This is a genomic window from Rhizobium zaerense (genome assembly GCF_051810725.1).
GTDB classification, from domain to species: Bacteria; Pseudomonadota; Alphaproteobacteria; order Rhizobiales; family Rhizobiaceae; genus Rhizobium; species Rhizobium leguminosarum_I.
Genome location: NZ_CM132690.1, coordinates 995,412 through 1,011,753, shown reverse-complemented (window position 1 = coordinate 1,011,753; position 16,342 = coordinate 995,412). Strand labels below are relative to the sequence as shown.

Sequence of the window (16,342 nt, the reverse complement as noted above, 5' to 3'; positions counted from 1 at the left end):
ATTCACTCATCCGACACCTGCCCGGCGAAGAGCCACATCCGCATCTTGGCCAACACGATGGCCTCCGCTATAGAATCGGGATGTGGTCGATCGGCCTTGCAGCTCCGGAGGATCAGGCGCACCATATGATCATGAAACTCTTTTCCAATTCCAGCCGGTCACGGGAGCGCTTTCTCGAAGCCATCCTGCAAAGCGCGATCGAGTATGCGATCATCTCCACGGACTTGGATGGGCTGATAACCACATGGAACGAGGGCGCGCGCCGGATTCTCGGATGGGATGAGCCCGAGATTATCGGCCAGCCCGCGGCCATGATCTTCACCGCGGAAGACCGGCAGGCCGGGATTCTCCAGCGGGAAATGGCTGCCGCTTTAACGGAAGGTCATGGCAATGATGAGCGCTGGCACGTTCGCAAGGACGGCTCATCGTTCTGGGCATCCGGGCAGATGATGGCGTTGACGTCGGACAACGGGGAAGTCGAGGGCTTCGTAAAGATTCTGAGAGATCGCACCGAGCAGCGAGAGAATGAGGAGCGACAGCGCGTCCTGATGCACGAACTCTCTCACCGCATGAAGAATACGCTGGCCGTCGTTCAGGCTATCACCAGCCAATCCTTCCGAAACGCCAGCTCTATGGAGGATGCGGAGCAGTCGATCGCGGCACGCATCAATGCTTATTCGAAGGCGCACGACATTTTGCTTCAGCAAAACTGGCTGGGCACGACCATGGCGACGATCGTCGAGGCGACCGCGATCAATCTTGGGCTTGAGGCATCACGACGTTTCGAAGCACGCGGTCCTGCGGTGGAACTGGGGCCTCAGGCGGCTCTTTCGTTTTCCCTCGTGCTTCACGAACTTGTCACCAATGCCAACAAGTACGGCGCGCTGTCGGTCGATACCGGGACGATTGAAATCGAGTGGTCTGTGCGCGGCGCGGCGGGCGAAAAGCGCCTGGACTTCAGGTGGCAAGAAGCCGGGGGCCCGGCGGTGGTGGCGCCGAACAACAAGGGGTTTGGCACGCGCCTCGTCAACTCCAGCCTTGCGGCCTTCGGAGAGGTCGCTCTTGATTACCCGCCGACAGGGTTCATCCTGAAGCTCGATGCGTCGCTCCAGAAGCTGCAATACAAGACCTATTCCGACGCCGAGGAATAAGTGGAATGTTGAGCGGGCATTGGGGAAACCACACGGCAGGCTGCAGGCGTCTCAGTCTCTCCGATCGAATGGGATAAACCGCCTGTCCTCATAGACTCGCAAATAGTTCGAGTGAACAGGTTCGGCGAGCCGACGCGATTTCATGTACACCAGTGCTGAACATATTGGCCCGCCGGCGACTGGTTCCACGTCTAGCACTACGCGCAGGTTGTCGGGTATGCCGATCGATTCCAGCCGATCCAACCTTGCTATCGTATCCTCGCCAGGCTCATAAAGTTCACCGACGACGCGATAGCCAATGCCCGGTTCATTGAACATCATCGGAGCGAACCAAGGGCCGGCAATCAGCATCGGATAACATTCCCGCGTCCGGAAAATTCCAAGAAACCTGGCGCGGAAAAGTCCCTGCTCATGAAGAGGAAAGCCTTTTTTTAAAGTTCCAAAAACGAACAGGTTCCGTGTCATCCGGGCCAGCCCCATGCGTGATCGGCTAATCCCCCAAAAGTTTGAAGCGATCGTGATCGCCTGCGTTTCCATCACGCCGACGAGGATCACGCTTAGTCACGCTTCATCACGGGTGGCGCCGTCGCCAGGTTGTCTGCTGCGTCTGTTTCGGGCAATCCTTCTACCCTTTCATTGTCCGGCTGGGCGCGGTGCGGCGCCCATCTCTCCGAAGGACGGCCGGATCGCGCTTTAACGCGCTTGCCGACAACTGCACCGGGGTCTTCACCTCCACCTTCGGAGCGGATCGGCTCGAGCTCCATCTCCGGTGGGCGCAGCTTATTCCGGTCTTCGATAGGGCCGTTTGATTTCTTCTGCATGATCCATCGAGCCTTTCTTCAATGCCGGCGGTGATCCCAGGACGTCAGCGGCTTTCCCTACGGCTTGAGAACGACCTTTATGCAGCCGTCCTTCTTGTCGCGGAAAGTCTTGTAGAGATCCGGACCTTCTGCGAGAGTCGCGCGATGCGTGATAATGAACGACGGATCGATTTCGCCCTTTTGGATGCGTTCCATGAGTAGTGGCAGGTAGTGCTGCACCGGGGTCTGCGCCATTCGGAACGTCAGGCCGCGATTGATCGCCGAACCCATCGGGATCTTATCGAGGAACCCGCCATAGACGCCAACGATCGACACCGTGCCGAAATTGCGGCAGCAATGGATTGCCTGGCGAAGAACGTGGGGGCGATCGGTTCCCATGAACGTAGCGATCTTGATGCGGTCAAGCCTTGAGTCCCAGCTCGCCGACGGATCGGCTTCGGTGCCAACCGCGTCGATGCACGCGTCGGCGCCGCGCCCGTTGGTCAGCTCCATGAGCTTGTCGTAGATGTCTTCGTCCATGAAATCGAGGGTGGTTGCTCCCGACGCTTCGGCAAGAGCAAGCCGCTCCGGCACGGTATCGATTGCGATAACGCGTTCGGCGCCGAGGATGAAGGCCGACTTGATCGCCATCTGTCCGACAGGGCCGCAGCCCCAGATCGCAATCGTGTCCCCCGGCTGGATATTGCAGAAGTCAGCCGCCATGTAGCCCGTCGGAAAGATGTCGGAGAGAAAGAGCACCTGCTCATCTGTCAGTCCGTCCGGCACCTTTATCGGTCCGACGTCCGCATAAGGCACGCGCAGGAACTCCGCCTGACCTCCACTGAAGCCGCCAAGAAGATGCGTGTAGCCGAACAGGCCCGCGGGTGAATTCCCCCACATCTTCTTGACCTTCGACGGATCGGGGTTGCTGCGTTCACATCCGGAATAAAAGCCGCGCTGGCAGAAGAAGCATTCGCCGCAGGAGATGGTGAAAGGCACCACGACACGGTCACCGACCTTGAGCTTTTTATTGTCATTGCCGACTTCGACGACCTCGCCCATGGTCTCGTGGCCCATGATGTCGCCGCTATGCATATCCGGCATCACACCGTTGAACAGATGGAGATCCGACCCGCAGATCGCGCAGGCTGTCACCCTGATGATAGCGTCGCGCCCTTCCTCGATTTGAGGATCGGGAACGCTCTCGCATCGGATGTCATGTTTGCCATGCCAGGTAAGTGCTTTCATGTCTTCGCCTGCCTTTCGATCGGAAGCGCAAAACCAACACGCCGCCTTGCCCATTCGGCCTTCATCCCTCGGTCTGAAAATTCAAGACAGCCAAACCGTGATCCGCGGGAGTTGTTCCATCAGAAAGCGAGACGGACCCGTTTGGCGGGAACAAATCCGCGTTAGGCTTGTTTAGCGGCCGAATCGACAATGGCGGGCATGAAATGACCTTCAATCTTGATCCGTATTGCGGCAGCGCGCCGGCACCTCAGTTGCTGATGTCGGATTGGAATTTCGATCCCTATCTGCTGCTTGCGATAGGCATTGCGACTGCGTTGACTTGGTTGCCGGCGCGTCGGGACAAGCGCGTCGGGCAGTGGCTTACCGCCATCGCTCTTTTCACCGTCGCCTTCGTTTCCCCGCTTTGTGCGCTCAGTTCAGCGTTGTTCTCGGCAAGGGCAGTTCATCATATCGTGTTGATCTCGCTCGTTGCGCCGCTTACGTGGCGCTTTCTCTTCAGCCACGCGATGCTCCTGGATCGAGTGCCGTCGATCTTCATATTCGTCTTTCACACGACGATGCTCTGGCTATGGCATTTGCCCCTGCCCTACGCCTGGGCTCTCTCTGGGAGCATTCCCTATTGGATCATGGAAATCCCGCTTTTCCTGTCGGCGGCTTGGCTGTGGAAGGAAATCCTCGATGCTCGACGGCCTTCAGGCGGCGCACTTGTGGTCTGCGCCGCAACCCTTCTGCAGATGACAGCGCTCGGTGCGTACCTGACCTTTGCATCCCATCCTCTGTTCAGTCCGCACTTCCTGGCGGCGCCGGCCTATGGCCTGTCGCCGCTTGAAGATCAGCAACTCGCAGGTCTGTTGATGTGGATTCCCGCATCACTGCCCTTTGCCGCGGCCTTCCTGTTCAGGATCGCTCAAGCCATCACCCGGCCAGACGGAGGGCTCTCAGCCGGACGGTACCCAGTCGCGGCGAGATTGCCTCGTTAGGCTTCGGCGCATGGCCGGAGCGTTTCGCCGAGGCAGCGCCGCGCCATCGTGGTCTCTTTGTGCAGCCGCCCGACGGCAGGCATGCCGTTTGCGTCTGATAAGGCCAGCGGGCGCCGTGACAATTGCTGAGCGGGCAGGGAACAGTTTGGCGCTTTTGAAGTTCTGATGCCACCAACCAGGAGACCAGACCATGAAGAAAATCATCATCGCCTCCATCGCGGTTTCGCTTGCTGGACCCGTTATGGCCCAATCAGCCGCGGAAAAGACCGGAGTCAACTCGCTGATCGGCGTTGCACCGAAGACGGCGGACTTCGTGAAGGAGGCCGCCACCAGCGACATGTTCGAGATCGAATCCAGCAAGCTGGCACTCGAGCGTGGCGATGCGGCAACCAAGACCTTTGCCCAGCAGATGGTGACGGACCATGAGAAAACGAGCAGCGAGCTCAAGGCGCTGATTTCCGGCGGCAAGGTTAAGGCGCAGCTGCCAGCCGCCATGACCAGCGCCCAGCAGAAAATGCTCGACAAGCTGAAGGGCCTTCAAGGTAGTGATTTCATCAAGCAATATCATTCCGATCAGGAATCCGCGCACGAAGATGCGGTCGACCTCTTCAAGCGCTATGGCGAAGGCGGCGACAATGCGGAGCTGAAAGCTTGGGCGGCAAGCACGAGGCCTGCGCTTGAACACCATCTGCAGATGGCGGAGGAGCTTAACAAATAAGATTGCGCCGAAGCTGCGATGGAGCATTTCCGTGACTTGGAGAGAACGGAAATGCTCCAGGAACCTTTCTTTCCCCTCCAGGGTTAGGCGGCCGGACATTGGGAGCCTATGCTGATGAATTATCTCTGGCTGTTTGCGGTGGCAGGAGGAGCAGCGCTTCTCGGAATTGCCCTTGCTTTCGGAATGATCAAGCAGGACGGGCGACGGTCTGTCTTCGCCATAGCCGGTGCTTTCATCGTGGCGATCGGCGCGCTAGGAGCGGGCGTCTATATTGCCCGGGCGCCGGCGGCCCCGGTGCGCGGCTCGGACAGGGAGCAGTCGCAGCAAAGGCTTCCAGGTGCTGGGACGACCGAGAAGGACCTGCCGGGAAAGTGACGCCCAAACAATTGCCGATCAGTGCTTTCTGGCTAAGGCCCAGAAACGCGCCATCGGCAGGAGGTGCATGGTGATGAATTTTGCGGCTGTCTCGGAGCGTGAGTTCGCCTTGGCTCTCGAGGCAATGACGGACGACGAGCTTTTCGAACTGGTGGCTGATCTGGAGAAGCGGAGTGAAGCATTGAATCGAGCTTCGCCGACCGATGAGATCTTCGCAAAAATCGTTCTGACGGAGAACGCGATCGAAAGGCGGTTTCCCGGCCAGATGCTGTTGCCATACAAGGAATGGAAGGATCGGCCCGACCGGTTGACGCTGCAATAGCGCCCACATCTTATATCAATGAACTACTGAACCGCAGCCAATGAGCGATGGCCGGAATCCGGCCAACTGCGGCCTGATACTCCCGGAACATCGTAGGCGTCAGCTGCGAACGCTTCCAGGGATGTGCGATTGCGAACGATAACAAGCCCCCGGTGAGAATAGATGAAGTGCTCGCCTTCGAGGATGTGCAGCGCTTCGGTGACGCTGGAGCGGCGCACTCCGAGCATGGTCGCCATATATTCATGCGTCAGCTCGATTTCCTCGCCATCCATACGGTCATGGCACATCAATATCCACTTCGCCAATCGGACGTCGATCTTGTGAACGGCATTGGAAAGCGCATTGTAGGCGACCTGTGCGAAGAAGCCTTGAAGAAAGCGTGCTAGCAGTTGCCGAACGGCGGGCTGATCAAACAGAAACCCTGCCAGAGCGCGCGCTTCCACGCGACGTCCCGCGCCACCGACCTGCATCATTACGTCAAACGAAAATGCCTCCGCCTCCATCGTCAGGGCCGGCGGCGATACGCCGTCTCTGCCGACCAGGCCGATCTCGGCTTTCTTGCCTTCGGGCGAAGTTGCCACCATGGAGGCGATGCCGCTTTCCAGGAAATAATAGTGGCTGACCGGCAGCCCTATAGAGGCGAGTTCGAAATCGCGCGGCAAAGCGAGCGGCTCGAGAATTCTCTCGAAAACCAAAAGCTGTGGCGCCGTCAAATGGAGCAGGAAGAGATTTTTGCTTTCGAAAGGAGGCATCGCCTTGCCCTCTTGTGTGGCAAGAGCGGATCGTCTCCCAGCCGTCGGCGCCAAGAATTCTGCCAACGATGATCGAAGTATGGGCCGCAAGAGACCCCATTGCAAGTCGTTTGTCCATCGGCCCCGAATGTGGGCGGGCCATCTATCGCTTTCCGCGTCGCGGTGCTGGTCGTTCCTATCTTTGTACGCAAACGACTTGCAGCGAAATCGCCGTAGGAGGTGCGAATGTAAGCCGGCGCCAGCCGCATACGAGACGGTGGATTTGGCGGACTTCCTGTCGAACCTCTGCCAATGCCTGCGGCAGTCTGCCTCCCAGCACACAGTATCCGTCGAGATGGAGCCACGCGCCGTCGATGCCGATCGCGCAATAGAGATCGCCCTTCTCATCAACGGGTTGGTGACGAACGCCTTCAAACACGCCTACCCTGATGTCCCCCGGCACGGTTATCGTCAGGGCGCATAGTACCGACGACCAAATTCCTTGAAATCGCCGATGGCGGAAAAGGCCTGCCGCCGGAATTTTCGTCCTTTGAAAACGACGTCAAAAGCCTGGGAATGAGGGTGGTACGCGGTCTCGTGCAGCAGTTGAAAGCCAAGATCGAAGATCAACGGCCGAGTGCGCGATTTTTGATCCGCTTGCCTCGCAATCCATAACAATTGTCCCGGGCGATGAATCGGTTCTGGCGCCTCGTAGCGGAATTGTCAAAACCGCACAAAGCCCCTTCCGAATATGGCTATACCAGCCCTTTTGACGCATAAGCTGATCATTACCACGATCGTGACGGCTGCTGGTATGAGCGCGGGCTCTCTCCCGAAGGAGACGTGCATGCCCGCACCCGACCAGCGTAACGTTCGTAACTTGCTGCTGAAGGCTCTGCCCGTCGATGCCTTCGACCTGCTCACTGCAGATGCCGAAACGGTCCACCTGCCGAACAGGCATGTCCTGGTCGAATCCGATCAGCCGAATGAGCATGTCTGTTTCATCGAGGAGGGTCTGGCGTCGATGGTGGCGACCAGCGCCGAAGACGAAGCTGTCGAAGTCGGGCATGTCGGATACGAGGGCATGGTGGGAGCCCATGTCGTCCTGAAGACCGATACGACGCCCAACCGCACCTTCCTTCAAGTCGCCGGCTCTGGCCTGCTCGTCGCCGTCAAAACCCTCAAGCGGGTGTCGGCCGAATTTCCGGCGGTCAACGATCTGCTTCTCAATTACGTGCATTGTTGCGACATACAGCTGTCCCAATCGGCTCTTGCCAACGGGCGCTACAATATGCATGAGCGGCTCGCTCGCTGGCTGCTGATGTGCCATGATCGTCTGGTCGGAAACGATCTGCCCCTCACTCATGAATTCCTGTCGCTTATGCTTGGCGTACGCCGATCGGGGGTCACCAACGAGCTGCATATTATCGAAGGGATAAAGGCGATCAGGGCCACCCGCGGAAATGTCAGGATCATCGATCGGGCAAAATTGGAAGAAATCGCCGCGGGCAGTTACGGCATACCGGAGCGGGAATATGAACGCCTGATTGGCCTGCCGATCCGGCGATCGGTTACTCGAAAGGTCTGATCGTTTCCGTGAAAGGGACGATCAATAGAACAGCGCCCTCTTCGTTACAAACCTGGATTTCCCTGGCTGAGATATCTTTCCCAGAAAGCACTGCTTGGCTCATCAGCGCTCTGGCGTCGCGTACAGCCTCATGCCTGGCGTCCTCGAGCGTCGCTAGCTCGGTACCTTCGAAGTCGGCGATCGTCCCTGCGCCGGAAACGATGTTGAAATAAAATCTTGGCATCGCCCGCCCCATCGCTGCGGAATCAATGCCATAAATTTCTAGTCAGTTCCTTAGAAATATTTCGCCTGCTGTCTCGGTTCGAAGATAGCGGAAGACGATCAAGAGGGTCCTGCCCACGACTGTTTTAGGCGCCTCAATGGGAAATCCTGCTGCTCTGGCCGCCCTTCAAATCGACCATTGTCGCGCGAAGTTGTAGGAGCTCATCAACGATCCTCTGCCAACACTCGTCGTCGGCTCTGGCGATCGATAGCATCGAAGCGCGGATCGTCTGAAGCAGACGAATGAGCGCCGGGTATCGACCGGCACCGCCGCCTGCAGCGTCGCCATCGCAGATTTCTTGAAGTTCATCAACGATCTGCCCCACGACAATCTGCCGATCGACGGCATCGAGCGCGCCCGGATCCGCGGCGATCGCCTTGAAATAGAGAAGTCTGTCCATCATAGCACACTGGTTAAGCCAATATTGACGGCAGGACGCAGCGTTTCGCAATGCGGTGCTTTCGTCGAGGTCGATACGCTGTCGAAATCCATATGCATATATCGCATCAGGCCACTGAGTTTGCGCTGGTCTCGAATGCCGCACTCGAACCAAGATACAAGTTCCCTCGCGACATGCTGCGCCGCCGGACTGGTAATCCCATATGACTTCTCTTGACACCATCCCTGCAAAACAGCCTGCAACATGGCGATATCACCAGGCTGCAGAGCAGGCTTCGTAATTCCAGAGTGCTGCGTCATCGTGTTCCTCCCAAGCATATGAGACGATCCTAAAATTCCAAATTTTCGATTTCAACCGCTGGTGCGGAACCGTACGAGTCCGGATCCCTTTCACCTTGCCGTCGGCCAGGGAACCAACGCGGCACGATCGGGTTCGGCGGATTAAATGAACATGGTATGGCAAGCTTGAATATGATACCCACAGCCCTGCCAGAGCGGCCTGAAATGCCATTTGGCGGCATGATCACGGTCCAACCGACTTTTGCAGGCGTCCGCTATGAAATCGCTCAGTCCGGTCGCTGGAAAGACGATCGTCATCATCGGAGGCCCCGGCTTTGTCTCAGACGGCGTCAAGGAGGCATGGGCCGCCCGCCAAGCCATGGTCGTCATCAGCAGCGTCGATGTGGTCGCGATGCATAGCTCAGATGAAACCTTGGCATGCGACGCCGCGATCATCGACGTCACCATCCCCGACCAGGCGATGCTGACAATGAACGAATGGCTGGAGACGCGGCGAATACCCTTCGTCTTCGCGCAAGGGCATCGGTCCGAAGCGCTCTCAGCCGGCTTCGTCCTCAGCGATCGCCCCGCCGATATCAACGCGATCGTCGCCGCATTGTTCGGACCCGGTTCGGGTTACTATCACTAGATCCGTGCGCTTGCGTACGCAGCGTTGCACTTGATGTGTGCGGACCTCATGATGATGGCTGCATAATTCGAAGCCTTTATTCGAGGAAAGGCACTATGCTCGATTCTCAGTCTGCTCACTTGATGGCCCTTGATTCAGCTGACCTCAGTCATCTTCGGGCGATTTTGAACACCATATGTCGCGAGACGGGAAAGCCTCTGCGAGCGCCTGAGACGCAGGAGATCGCGGCTTTGCTGATCAGCCTTTACCGACGTGGAGTGGCAGACCAGAACAAATTGCTTTCGGTGGGTCGCCTGGCATCGGTCCGCAAGCGCCGCCGCTGACCGCGCATCACAACCCGGTTTGATCAAAAGATCCTCAGCGCGCAAGTGGGCTGCCGATCAGCCGTCGATATTCCTCCTCCGCCGCCCCGTAGGAGCCATGCGCCTCTTCGATCAATCCGCGCCTGTTAAGGATGACGATCTGCCTTCGGGTGGACCGGATCAGACCTTTGCCTTCCAGCAGATGCAACGCGACCGTCACTCCGGCGCGGCGGACCCCCAGCATCACGGCGAGAAACTCGTGCGTCAGGGATATCGTCATGCCGTCCGTCCGGTCATGGACCATCAGCAACCACCGCGCGAGCCGCTCTTCGAGTTTGGCGTGACCATTGGCCAGCACCGTCGACGTCGTTTGCGCAAGCAGCGTCTGGACATAGGCGAGAAGCAGGCTGCGCAAGGCGCGGCTTTCTTCCATGGCCGCGGAAAGGATGGGTGCCGGCAATTTGAACCCGTGGCCTGAGACCTGCATGAATGTCCGGTTGGCGGACTGGTCGCCGCCGAGCATCACCGCGGCACCTGTCATTCCCTCCCGGCCGACGATGCCCACTTCGATATCGCGCCCGCCTGGAAACCGCGCCACGATCGATGCAAGTCCGGATTCAAGAATGTACACGTCGCCGACCGGCGTTCTCTCCATCTCAAGGATCAAGGGGACATCGAGAGTGATTGGCTCCATATGAGGCACGATCAGATCGCGCTCTTGTGGGCCCAAAGCCCGCAACAGCTCATTTCTAAAATTCAATTGCTCGTCATCCATGTTTCGTCCACATGCGGCCGTCCTTCGCCCGTTGCTGCTGCGAACCTAACCATCTAGAATCGTTGAGCAATACACTGTGCCATACCGTACAGACGGTTCGAAGTCTGCGCGACCCTGTTCGCCGTGAACAAGAGGGCCTGACGGTTTCGATGGCCGAAACCACTCGAATGACGGCCCGTCGGCTACCCCTCGTCGGCAGCCCCTTTCCGGTGGAAGTGGCCAGGCGACGAGGGCTATTTTCAGATGGAGAGCGTGAGCCGGAGCAGTCGGTCTCAGCGTTGGATTGGGGAGCGCCAAGACGGCATCGAGATCAGGACCTCGGACAATCCGCCCTCCAGGTAGCACACCAAGGCAGAGCCAAACGCGATTTGAACCCTCGGCATGACTCTTCTCAGTCGCAATGATTAAACATCAGATTATGTCGGACTTCAAAGCGCAAGGCGCGCTTTACACCTCTCAAGGACCCGCGCCACCGCGTGGTTGCACGAGCCACGACACCCTTTGCGGGAACAATTCGCAATGGCGAAGGTTAGCTGCACCTGAGCGCCTCATGTGGATCTAAGACATGACCTATCCAACCCCTTCTTCGCGCGTACTCATCTATTCTCACCCGTTTCGCGCTGTCCCACTTCATTTTTCAGCGGCGTGTTTTGTCGGAGCGTTGGCCACGGATATCGCCTATTGGCGGACCGCGGAGATGATGTGGACGAACTTTTCGTCATGGCTGCTGGCCGCTGGCCTGCTGCTTGGCGGAATCGCCGCAATCGGAGGCATTGCCGATTTCGCGACTGGGCGGCTGCCGTTAAGAGCAGGCATCGGATTGCTCTACGCGCTCGGCAATCTCGCGGTCTTTGTACTCGCGCTCTTCAACGCCTTCGTTCACAGCCGCGACGCATGGACATCCGTGGTTCCGACCGGCTTGACGCTGTCGGCGGTGACGGTGGTCGTCATTGTCATCAATGCGGTTCTTGGGCGGATGGTACAGCGGCAGTTTTTTGAGGACGCTGCATGATGAGCCGATCTTTTCTCTCCCGCAATCTCCGTGTCCTGGCCTTCTCGCTGCTTTGCGGTTGCAGCCTCGGCCTGACAGCCTGCAGCGAGGATGAAGCCGATCCCAGCAGCGAAATCGGTGCCAATCCGAAACTGCCCGCACAATCGCAATATCTCCTCCCGCCGATGCATATCGCCTCGGTCGTCGGGTGGAAGGAAAGCGAGACGCCAGTGGTTCCGAAGGGTCTTCAGATCAAGGCTTTCGCCACAGGACTGAAACATCCTCGCGCCGTCTACCTGCTGCCGAATGGCGACATTCTCGCAATCGAATCGGTCGCGCCGCCGGAGGCGGCCATCAAGCGCCCGAAGGACCTTGTCATGGGGTGGATCGAGGCAATGGCAACGTCAGGCGGCAAAGCGAGCACCGAAGGGAGCAACCGCATCACTTTGCTTCGCGATGCCGACGGTGATGGCGTGGCCGAGGTCAAGGAGACTTTTCTCGATCATCTCAACTCGCCATTCGGCGTGGCGCTTGTCGGCAACGATCTCTATGTTGCGGCGACCGACGCGATCATCCGTTATCCCTATCAATCGGGTGAAACCAAGATCAGCGCGCCGGGCACGGTACTGACGGACCTTCCGGGTGGACCGATCGACCACCACTGGACGAAGAGCCTCGTTGCCAGTGAGGACGGCAGGTTGCTCTATGTCGGCGTCGGTTCGAACAGCAATATCACGGAGAATGGCTTGGAGGCGGAGAAGGATCGTGCGTCGATCTGGGAGGTCGACAGACAGACGGGACGCCACCGCATTTTTGCAGACGGCTTGCGCAATCCCAACGGATTGAGCTGGGAACCACAGACCCATGCTCTTTGGACCGTGGTCAACGAACGTGATGAACTCGGCCCCAATCTGGTTCCGGACTACATGACGTCGGTCAAGGATGGCGGCTTTTACGGATGGCCCTACAGCTATTTCGGCCAGAATGTCGACCCGCGGGTCGAGCCCCAGCGGCCCGACCTTGTCGCCAAGGCGATCATTCCCGACTACGCGCTGAGCTCCCATGTCGCGCCTCTCGGCATGGTGTTTTACACCGCCGAAAATCTGCCGGCGCAATATCAAGGCGGAGCGTTCATCGGCGAACATGGAAGTTGGAACCGTTATCAATTCAACGGCTACAAGGTAGTCTATGTGCCCTTCAAGGACGGGCGTCCGAGCGGCAAACCGGAGGATGTCGTCACCGGCTTCCTGCGAGGCGAGGACGAAACACACGGCCGGCCGGTCGGACTTGCCGTCGACAAGGCCGGGGCGCTGTTAATCGCGGACGACGTCGGCGATACGATCTGGCGCGTCACCGGCGCGCTTTAGCTCCTGGCGAACATAGAGATGGCAGCACGGCCTATTCGACGATGTCAGCCAATCATTTTCGACTGACGAATTTGTTGAACCGGCTTGTCCCATCCTCGGTCTTGTCCTGATAAAGAAAGGCCAGCTCGTTTTCATCGAAAATGGCGAAGAATTCGTCCCAGGAGATCTTTTCCAGGTTCTCTTCCGGCTCTCCGAAGTCAATCCGCAGTATGCCACCTTGCTTGGCGCCTTTGACACGGGAGGGTTGTCCCTTGCGCGCTTCCACCCATTTGCGAATTGCCGAATGATCGGTCGTTGTAGTTGCGGTTGTCATTGAAACCTCCGTTCGATTTCGGCCCCGCGGTCTCTCGCGGCACGGTGCCGAACCGATCTCACGAGGGAAAGTTCCAGGCGATAGCGTGCCTCAACATGACGCGGGGCAAGAGGCAGAGATCGTCTCGCGCTGGAGCGGAGCTTCCGACACCTATGGAAAATCTGAGGAGGAATATGAGCGACTGATTAAGCCTCTCAGAAGATCGAAACGATGAAGGATCGCGATGGTACTGATATTTGATAACCGACATGCCGCAACAGATGCTCAGGTGAGATGACGGTGCGATAGCGCACGATCCCTGCATTTTGGCCGGAAAGGTTTATTGTATCACCCTGTATTTTAGGAGTTTGGCCATGAACGTTGCAGGGACGACGTCCATCCTTCTGATGGAGGATGAGATTTTCATCGCGATGGACGTGGAAGACATCCTTCATGGCGCCGGCTTCGATCGGATAGAGACAGTGTCGTCTTGTCGAGCAGCCGAAGAGTGGCTGACAGCGAACGATCCCGATCTCGTGGTGATGGACATCGAATTGACGGACGGGGTCGCTGGAGCGATTGCCAGATCTTTGCGCGACCGCAATATCCCATTCATCGTTTACACCGGTGCTCAGCGGAAGATGCACCCGGATGCCTTATCATTTTCCGAAGGCGTGTGGTTGGAAAAACCATGCGAGCCGGCGACATTGCTGACGGAGGTTATGCGCTGCATACGTCAGGGGCCGACGTCGATTGTGGTCGATGGCTGCAGGGAAAGCAAAAAGACGCGATAAGGCCATCTGGCGGGAACATTGCCGTTGTTCTTTGGTTTGGCGAACCAAGGGAGAGGCAGATGAACCAGGAATCGGACGGTCGGGCTTTGATCATCTACATCGGCGCCAACACGTTAGTCGGGCTTTTGATCGTTTTCGGCTCAATAATCTCGTTTACCGCAAGCGGCAGAAATGACGAGCCTGCAAAGATTTCGACGGAAGTGAAGCCCTGATGGACAGGCCCGAAAACGATCCCATTCAGGCAACCCATACCAGCGCTGAACAACAGCGAAATAGCCTTTCAGGTGGGCGGATTGCGGTCATCTTGATCGCGACCGTGGCCGCCATCGCCTTCCTGCTTTACACCATGATCCTCGTCTACGGGCTGGCGCACAGAACGTGACTGCATCCGTGGCGGATCTGCCTGGCATATTTGGGTGCTGGCCCAAGGACGCAAGCTCGGAACCTTTCATTGCGACAAAGGTTTGCGGTCTTTGACAAGCAGAGGACGAGTTCGATGCCCAATGCCGCCGATATATTGATAGACACGCTGATCGAGTGGGACGTGAAGGTCATCTTCGGCCTTCCTGGAGACGGGATCAACGGGGTCATGGAGGCGTTGCGCAAGCGCCAAGATCAGATCCGCTTCATCCAGGTCCGGCATGAGGAATCGGCCGCCTTCATGGCGAGCGCCTACGCCAAGTTCACCGGAAATCTCGGCGTTTGCCTTGCGACGTCTGGACCGGGAGGCACGCATCTGCTGACGGGTCTCTACGATGCCAAGCTCGACCAGATGCCGGTGCTTGCGATCACCGGAACGCAGTTTCACGACCTGATCGAGACCTTCACCCAGCAGGACGTCGACCTGACCCGCGTTTTCGACAATGTCGCTATCTACAATGCGCATGTCAGTGATGCCTCGCATATGGAAAATCTCGCCAGCCTTGCCTGTCGTTCTGCGCTTTCGCGCCGCAGTGTTGCGCATCTCTCCATCGCCAACGACATCCAGGAGATGGACTCGAAATCGCGCTCGAAACGCAACCGGCCAAAACACGTGCCGAACCGCTTTTTCGGCGGCCGCCAAGTGCCCGACGATAGCGAGCTCGATCATGCCGCCGAGATATTGAATAGCGCCCGCAAGGTTGCCATCCTCGCTGGCCGGGGCGCCGTCGGCGCCCAGGAAGAATTGCGCGAGACTGCCGACCTGCTCGCCGCGCCGGTCGCCAAAGCCTTGCTCGGCAAAACGGCTCTCGCCGACGACGATCCATTGACGACCGGCGGAATCGGAATTCTTGGCACTGGACCGTCGCAAGAGGTCATGGAGCAATGCGACTCCGTGCTGATCGTCGGCTCCTCCTTTCCCTATATCGAATATTATCCGCGACCCGAAGCCGCCCGTGGCGTGCAGGTCGACAGTGACCCCCAGCGGATGGGTCTGCGCTTCCCTATCGATGCTGGCCTAGTGGGCGACGCGAGGGAAACGCTGCGGCTCCTCAATGTCAGGCTGAGGAGGAAGACGGATCGCTCGTTTCTGGAACAGGCGCAAACAGCAATGTCCGGCTGGCGCCGAAAGATGGAAATGATGGAGACGGAGCGAAGTGCGCCCTTGAAGGCGCAGGCGGTGGTCCGCGCCTTCGGCAATCGCATTGCACCTGACGGTGTCCTCGTAGCCGATTCCGGACAGAACACCGAACTCGCGGCCCGCCATATTGATCTCGGCACGGGGAACCGGTTCGCCGTCTCGGGCGCGCTCGCCTCGATGGCCTCGGGCCTGCCTTACGCGATCGCCGCTGGCGTTGCCGATCCGAAACGACCGATTTACGCGGTCGTCGGCGATGGCGGGTTCGGCATGCAGCTCGGAGAGTTCTCGACGGCCGTCCGTCTCGCTCTCCCGCTGAAATTGCTGGTGATTTGCAACGGCATGCTCAATCAGATTGCCTGGGAACAGATGATGTTTCTTGGAAATCCGCAATTCGCCTGCGAGTTGGCACCGATCGATTTCGCCCTCGCCGCAGAAGCAATGGGAGGCCGCGGCTTCACGATCCGGGAGTTCGATCAGATCGAACCGACTTTGACTGAAGCTTTCTCAGTTGCCGGGCCTGTCGTCGTCCAAGCCTTCGTCGACCAATACGAGCCGATGATGCCGCCTAGGATGCCGAAAGACTACGCCAAGAACTTTCGCGATGCTCTTCCCGAGACGCCTGGTCATGAGGCGATCGAGGCAAACATATCCCGCTCGCCGCTTCGCGAGATGATGATCGCTGGCGAACAGCAACAGGAGATATCCGAAACTACGACCGATTTGCCGGGCACGCCGTGAACTGTGAGCTGGCGGAAAGA

The 16,342-nt window shown here is 58.2% G+C and carries 22 protein-coding genes; 13 read left to right on the top strand and 9 right to left on the bottom strand.

Translation table 11 applies throughout. From position 1 onward, the window contains the following. Positions 1-125 precede the first annotated feature (125 nt). A complete protein-coding gene (locus ACS4RR_RS04935; RefSeq protein ID WP_456189776.1) occupies positions 126-1,151 on the top strand; it encodes a sensor histidine kinase in 1,026 nt (341 codons plus the stop codon). A gap of 51 nt (positions 1,152-1,202) precedes the next feature. Here the strand turns inward: ACS4RR_RS04935 and ACS4RR_RS04930 are convergent, their stop codons facing one another. The 3 genes from ACS4RR_RS04930 to ACS4RR_RS04920 are packed head-to-tail and all read right to left on the bottom strand — an operon-like array spanning position 1,203 to position 3,199. After that, positions 1,203-1,706 (bottom strand): gamma-glutamylcyclotransferase family protein, encoded by a 504-nt coding sequence (locus tag ACS4RR_RS04930; RefSeq protein WP_456189775.1) that lies wholly within the window; start codon positions 1,704-1,706, stop codon positions 1,203-1,205. 2 nt (positions 1,707-1,708) lie between these two features. Beyond that, complete coding sequence (locus ACS4RR_RS04925) at positions 1,709-1,972, bottom strand: hypothetical protein (RefSeq protein WP_456189774.1); 264 nt, start codon at positions 1,970-1,972, stop codon at positions 1,709-1,711. A gap of 57 nt (positions 1,973-2,029) precedes the next feature. Next, positions 2,030-3,199, bottom strand: coding sequence for a zinc-dependent alcohol dehydrogenase (locus tag ACS4RR_RS04920; protein WP_456189773.1), 1,170 nt, complete (start codon positions 3,197-3,199; stop codon positions 2,030-2,032). A gap of 203 nt (positions 3,200-3,402) precedes the next feature. Here ACS4RR_RS04920 and ACS4RR_RS04915 point away from each other — a divergent pair, with 203 nt between their 5' ends. The 4 genes from ACS4RR_RS04915 (at position 3,403) to ACS4RR_RS04900 (ending at position 5,594) form a co-directional block, all read left to right on the top strand. Beyond that, entirely contained in the window at positions 3,403-4,179 is a 777-nt protein-coding gene (locus ACS4RR_RS04915; protein WP_020486207.1) for a cytochrome c oxidase assembly protein, read from the top strand. Between the two features lie 190 nt (positions 4,180-4,369). Continuing rightward, positions 4,370-4,897 carry a DUF4142 domain-containing protein gene (locus tag ACS4RR_RS04910; protein WP_017967272.1) on the top strand — a complete coding sequence of 176 codons (528 nt, stop codon included), beginning with the start codon at positions 4,370-4,372 and terminating at the stop codon, positions 4,895-4,897. A 114-nt stretch (positions 4,898-5,011) separates the two neighbouring features. Next, positions 5,012-5,272 carry a hypothetical protein gene (locus ACS4RR_RS04905; protein ID WP_456189772.1) on the top strand — a complete coding sequence of 87 codons (261 nt, stop codon included), beginning with the start codon at positions 5,012-5,014 and terminating at the stop codon, positions 5,270-5,272. Between the two features lie 67 nt (positions 5,273-5,339). After that, the gene (locus ACS4RR_RS04900) at positions 5,340-5,594 is read left to right on the top strand and encodes a hypothetical protein (RefSeq protein WP_456189771.1); all 255 of its coding nucleotides are present in this window, start codon (positions 5,340-5,342) and stop codon (positions 5,592-5,594) included. A 23-nt stretch (positions 5,595-5,617) separates the two neighbouring features. Here the strand turns inward: ACS4RR_RS04900 and ACS4RR_RS04895 are convergent, their stop codons facing one another. Next, positions 5,618-6,760 (bottom strand): Crp/Fnr family transcriptional regulator, encoded by a 1,143-nt coding sequence (locus ACS4RR_RS04895; protein WP_261327171.1) that lies wholly within the window; start codon positions 6,758-6,760, stop codon positions 5,618-5,620. 412 nt (positions 6,761-7,172) lie between these two features. Here ACS4RR_RS04895 and ACS4RR_RS04890 point away from each other — a divergent pair, with 412 nt between their 5' ends. Continuing rightward, a complete protein-coding gene (locus ACS4RR_RS04890; protein ID WP_222386961.1) occupies positions 7,173-7,913 on the top strand; it encodes a Crp/Fnr family transcriptional regulator in 741 nt (246 codons plus the stop codon). Here the strand turns inward: ACS4RR_RS04890 and ACS4RR_RS04885 are convergent. The 3 genes from ACS4RR_RS04885 to ACS4RR_RS04875 form a co-directional block, all read right to left on the bottom strand. Continuing rightward, positions 7,897-8,136, bottom strand: coding sequence for a DUF6894 family protein (locus ACS4RR_RS04885; RefSeq protein WP_026154468.1), 240 nt, complete (start codon positions 8,134-8,136; stop codon positions 7,897-7,899). The two genes, ACS4RR_RS04890 and ACS4RR_RS04885, sit on opposite strands and share 17 nt — an antisense overlap. Positions 8,137-8,269: 133 nt before the next feature. After that, complete coding sequence (locus tag ACS4RR_RS04880; RefSeq protein ID WP_261327172.1) at positions 8,270-8,578, bottom strand: hypothetical protein; 309 nt, start codon at positions 8,576-8,578, stop codon at positions 8,270-8,272. Further along, positions 8,575-8,874 carry a hypothetical protein gene (locus ACS4RR_RS04875; RefSeq protein ID WP_222386962.1) on the bottom strand — a complete coding sequence of 100 codons (300 nt, stop codon included), beginning with the start codon at positions 8,872-8,874 and terminating at the stop codon, positions 8,575-8,577. Before ACS4RR_RS04875 ends, ACS4RR_RS04880 begins: the two co-directional genes overlap by 4 nt. Before the next feature lie 256 nt (positions 8,875-9,130). Here ACS4RR_RS04875 and ACS4RR_RS04870 point away from each other — a divergent pair, with 256 nt between their 5' ends. After that, entirely contained in the window at positions 9,131-9,502 is a 372-nt protein-coding gene (locus tag ACS4RR_RS04870) for a hypothetical protein (protein WP_260297218.1), read from the top strand. Positions 9,503-9,859: 357 nt separating this feature from the next. Here the strand turns inward: ACS4RR_RS04870 and ACS4RR_RS04865 are convergent, their stop codons facing one another. Further along, on the bottom strand, positions 9,860-10,579 hold the full coding sequence (locus tag ACS4RR_RS04865; RefSeq protein WP_456189770.1) for a Crp/Fnr family transcriptional regulator: 720 nt from the start codon (positions 10,577-10,579) through the stop codon (positions 9,860-9,862). Between the two features lie 565 nt (positions 10,580-11,144). On the opposite strand from ACS4RR_RS04865, the gene ACS4RR_RS04860 reads away from it, so the two are divergent. After that, positions 11,145-11,591, top strand: coding sequence for a DUF2231 domain-containing protein (locus ACS4RR_RS04860; protein ID WP_170258592.1), 447 nt, complete (start codon positions 11,145-11,147; stop codon positions 11,589-11,591). Continuing rightward, positions 11,591-12,937, top strand: a complete 1,347-nt coding sequence (locus ACS4RR_RS04855) for a PQQ-dependent sugar dehydrogenase (RefSeq protein WP_456190125.1) — start codon at positions 11,591-11,593, stop codon at positions 12,935-12,937. Before ACS4RR_RS04860 ends, ACS4RR_RS04855 begins: the two co-directional genes overlap by 1 nt. A gap of 52 nt (positions 12,938-12,989) precedes the next feature. Here ACS4RR_RS04855 and ACS4RR_RS04850 read toward each other — a convergent pair whose 3' ends face one another. Further along, entirely contained in the window at positions 12,990-13,250 is a 261-nt protein-coding gene (locus ACS4RR_RS04850; RefSeq protein ID WP_017967256.1) for a hypothetical protein, read from the bottom strand. A gap of 353 nt (positions 13,251-13,603) precedes the next feature. On the opposite strand from ACS4RR_RS04850, the gene ACS4RR_RS04845 reads away from it, so the two are divergent. The 4 genes from ACS4RR_RS04845 to ACS4RR_RS04830 all read left to right on the top strand — a co-directional run bounded on the left by ACS4RR_RS04845 (position 13,604) and on the right by ACS4RR_RS04830 (position 16,322). Further along, complete coding sequence (locus ACS4RR_RS04845; protein ID WP_017967255.1) at positions 13,604-14,023, top strand: response regulator; 420 nt, start codon at positions 13,604-13,606, stop codon at positions 14,021-14,023. Between the two features lie 59 nt (positions 14,024-14,082). Next, a complete protein-coding gene (locus ACS4RR_RS04840) occupies positions 14,083-14,235 on the top strand; it encodes a hypothetical protein (RefSeq protein ID WP_017967254.1) in 153 nt (50 codons plus the stop codon). Next, positions 14,235-14,405, top strand: a complete 171-nt coding sequence (locus ACS4RR_RS04835; protein ID WP_456189769.1) for a hypothetical protein — start codon at positions 14,235-14,237, stop codon at positions 14,403-14,405. Before ACS4RR_RS04840 ends, ACS4RR_RS04835 begins: the two co-directional genes overlap by 1 nt. A gap of 114 nt (positions 14,406-14,519) precedes the next feature. After that, positions 14,520-16,322: a thiamine pyrophosphate-binding protein gene (locus tag ACS4RR_RS04830; RefSeq protein WP_456189768.1), complete on the top strand. Its 1,803-nt coding sequence runs from the start codon at positions 14,520-14,522 to the stop codon at positions 16,320-16,322. Positions 16,323-16,342 lie beyond the last annotated feature (20 nt).

Bases quoted from the DNA above. Each gene is read 5' to 3' on its own strand.
- ACS4RR_RS04885 (WP_026154468.1), bottom strand. From the start codon at position 8,136: ATGCCAAGATTTTATTTCAACATCGTTTCCGGCGCAGGGACGATCGCC.
- ACS4RR_RS04835 (WP_456189769.1), top strand. From the start codon at position 14,235: ATGGACAGGCCCGAAAACGATCCCATTCAGGCAACCCATACCAGCGCT.
- ACS4RR_RS04925 (WP_456189774.1), bottom strand. From the start codon at position 1,972: ATGCAGAAGAAATCAAACGGCCCTATCGAAGACCGGAATAAGCTGCGC.
- ACS4RR_RS04915 (WP_020486207.1), top strand. From the start codon at position 3,403: ATGACCTTCAATCTTGATCCGTATTGCGGCAGCGCGCCGGCACCTCAG.
- ACS4RR_RS04880 (WP_261327172.1), bottom strand. From the start codon at position 8,578: ATGATGGACAGACTTCTCTATTTCAAGGCGATCGCCGCGGATCCGGGC.
- ACS4RR_RS04905 (WP_456189772.1), top strand. From the start codon at position 5,012: ATGAATTATCTCTGGCTGTTTGCGGTGGCAGGAGGAGCAGCGCTTCTC.
- ACS4RR_RS04830 (WP_456189768.1), top strand. From the start codon at position 14,520: ATGCCCAATGCCGCCGATATATTGATAGACACGCTGATCGAGTGGGAC.
- ACS4RR_RS04860 (WP_170258592.1), top strand. From the start codon at position 11,145: ATGACCTATCCAACCCCTTCTTCGCGCGTACTCATCTATTCTCACCCG.
- ACS4RR_RS04900 (WP_456189771.1), top strand. From the start codon at position 5,340: ATGGTGATGAATTTTGCGGCTGTCTCGGAGCGTGAGTTCGCCTTGGCT.
- ACS4RR_RS04875 (WP_222386962.1), bottom strand. From the start codon at position 8,874: ATGACGCAGCACTCTGGAATTACGAAGCCTGCTCTGCAGCCTGGTGAT.
- ACS4RR_RS04910 (WP_017967272.1), top strand. From the start codon at position 4,370: ATGAAGAAAATCATCATCGCCTCCATCGCGGTTTCGCTTGCTGGACCC.
- ACS4RR_RS04935 (WP_456189776.1), top strand. From the start codon at position 126: ATGATCATGAAACTCTTTTCCAATTCCAGCCGGTCACGGGAGCGCTTT.
- ACS4RR_RS04870 (WP_260297218.1), top strand. From the start codon at position 9,131: ATGAAATCGCTCAGTCCGGTCGCTGGAAAGACGATCGTCATCATCGGA.
- ACS4RR_RS04855 (WP_456190125.1), top strand. From the start codon at position 11,591: ATGAGCCGATCTTTTCTCTCCCGCAATCTCCGTGTCCTGGCCTTCTCG.
- ACS4RR_RS04845 (WP_017967255.1), top strand. From the start codon at position 13,604: ATGAACGTTGCAGGGACGACGTCCATCCTTCTGATGGAGGATGAGATT.
- ACS4RR_RS04865 (WP_456189770.1), bottom strand. From the start codon at position 10,579: ATGGATGACGAGCAATTGAATTTTAGAAATGAGCTGTTGCGGGCTTTG.
- ACS4RR_RS04850 (WP_017967256.1), bottom strand. From the start codon at position 13,250: ATGACAACCGCAACTACAACGACCGATCATTCGGCAATTCGCAAATGG.
- ACS4RR_RS04840 (WP_017967254.1), top strand. From the start codon at position 14,083: ATGAACCAGGAATCGGACGGTCGGGCTTTGATCATCTACATCGGCGCC.
- ACS4RR_RS04890 (WP_222386961.1), top strand. From the start codon at position 7,173: ATGCCCGCACCCGACCAGCGTAACGTTCGTAACTTGCTGCTGAAGGCT.
- ACS4RR_RS04920 (WP_456189773.1), bottom strand. From the start codon at position 3,199: ATGAAAGCACTTACCTGGCATGGCAAACATGACATCCGATGCGAGAGC.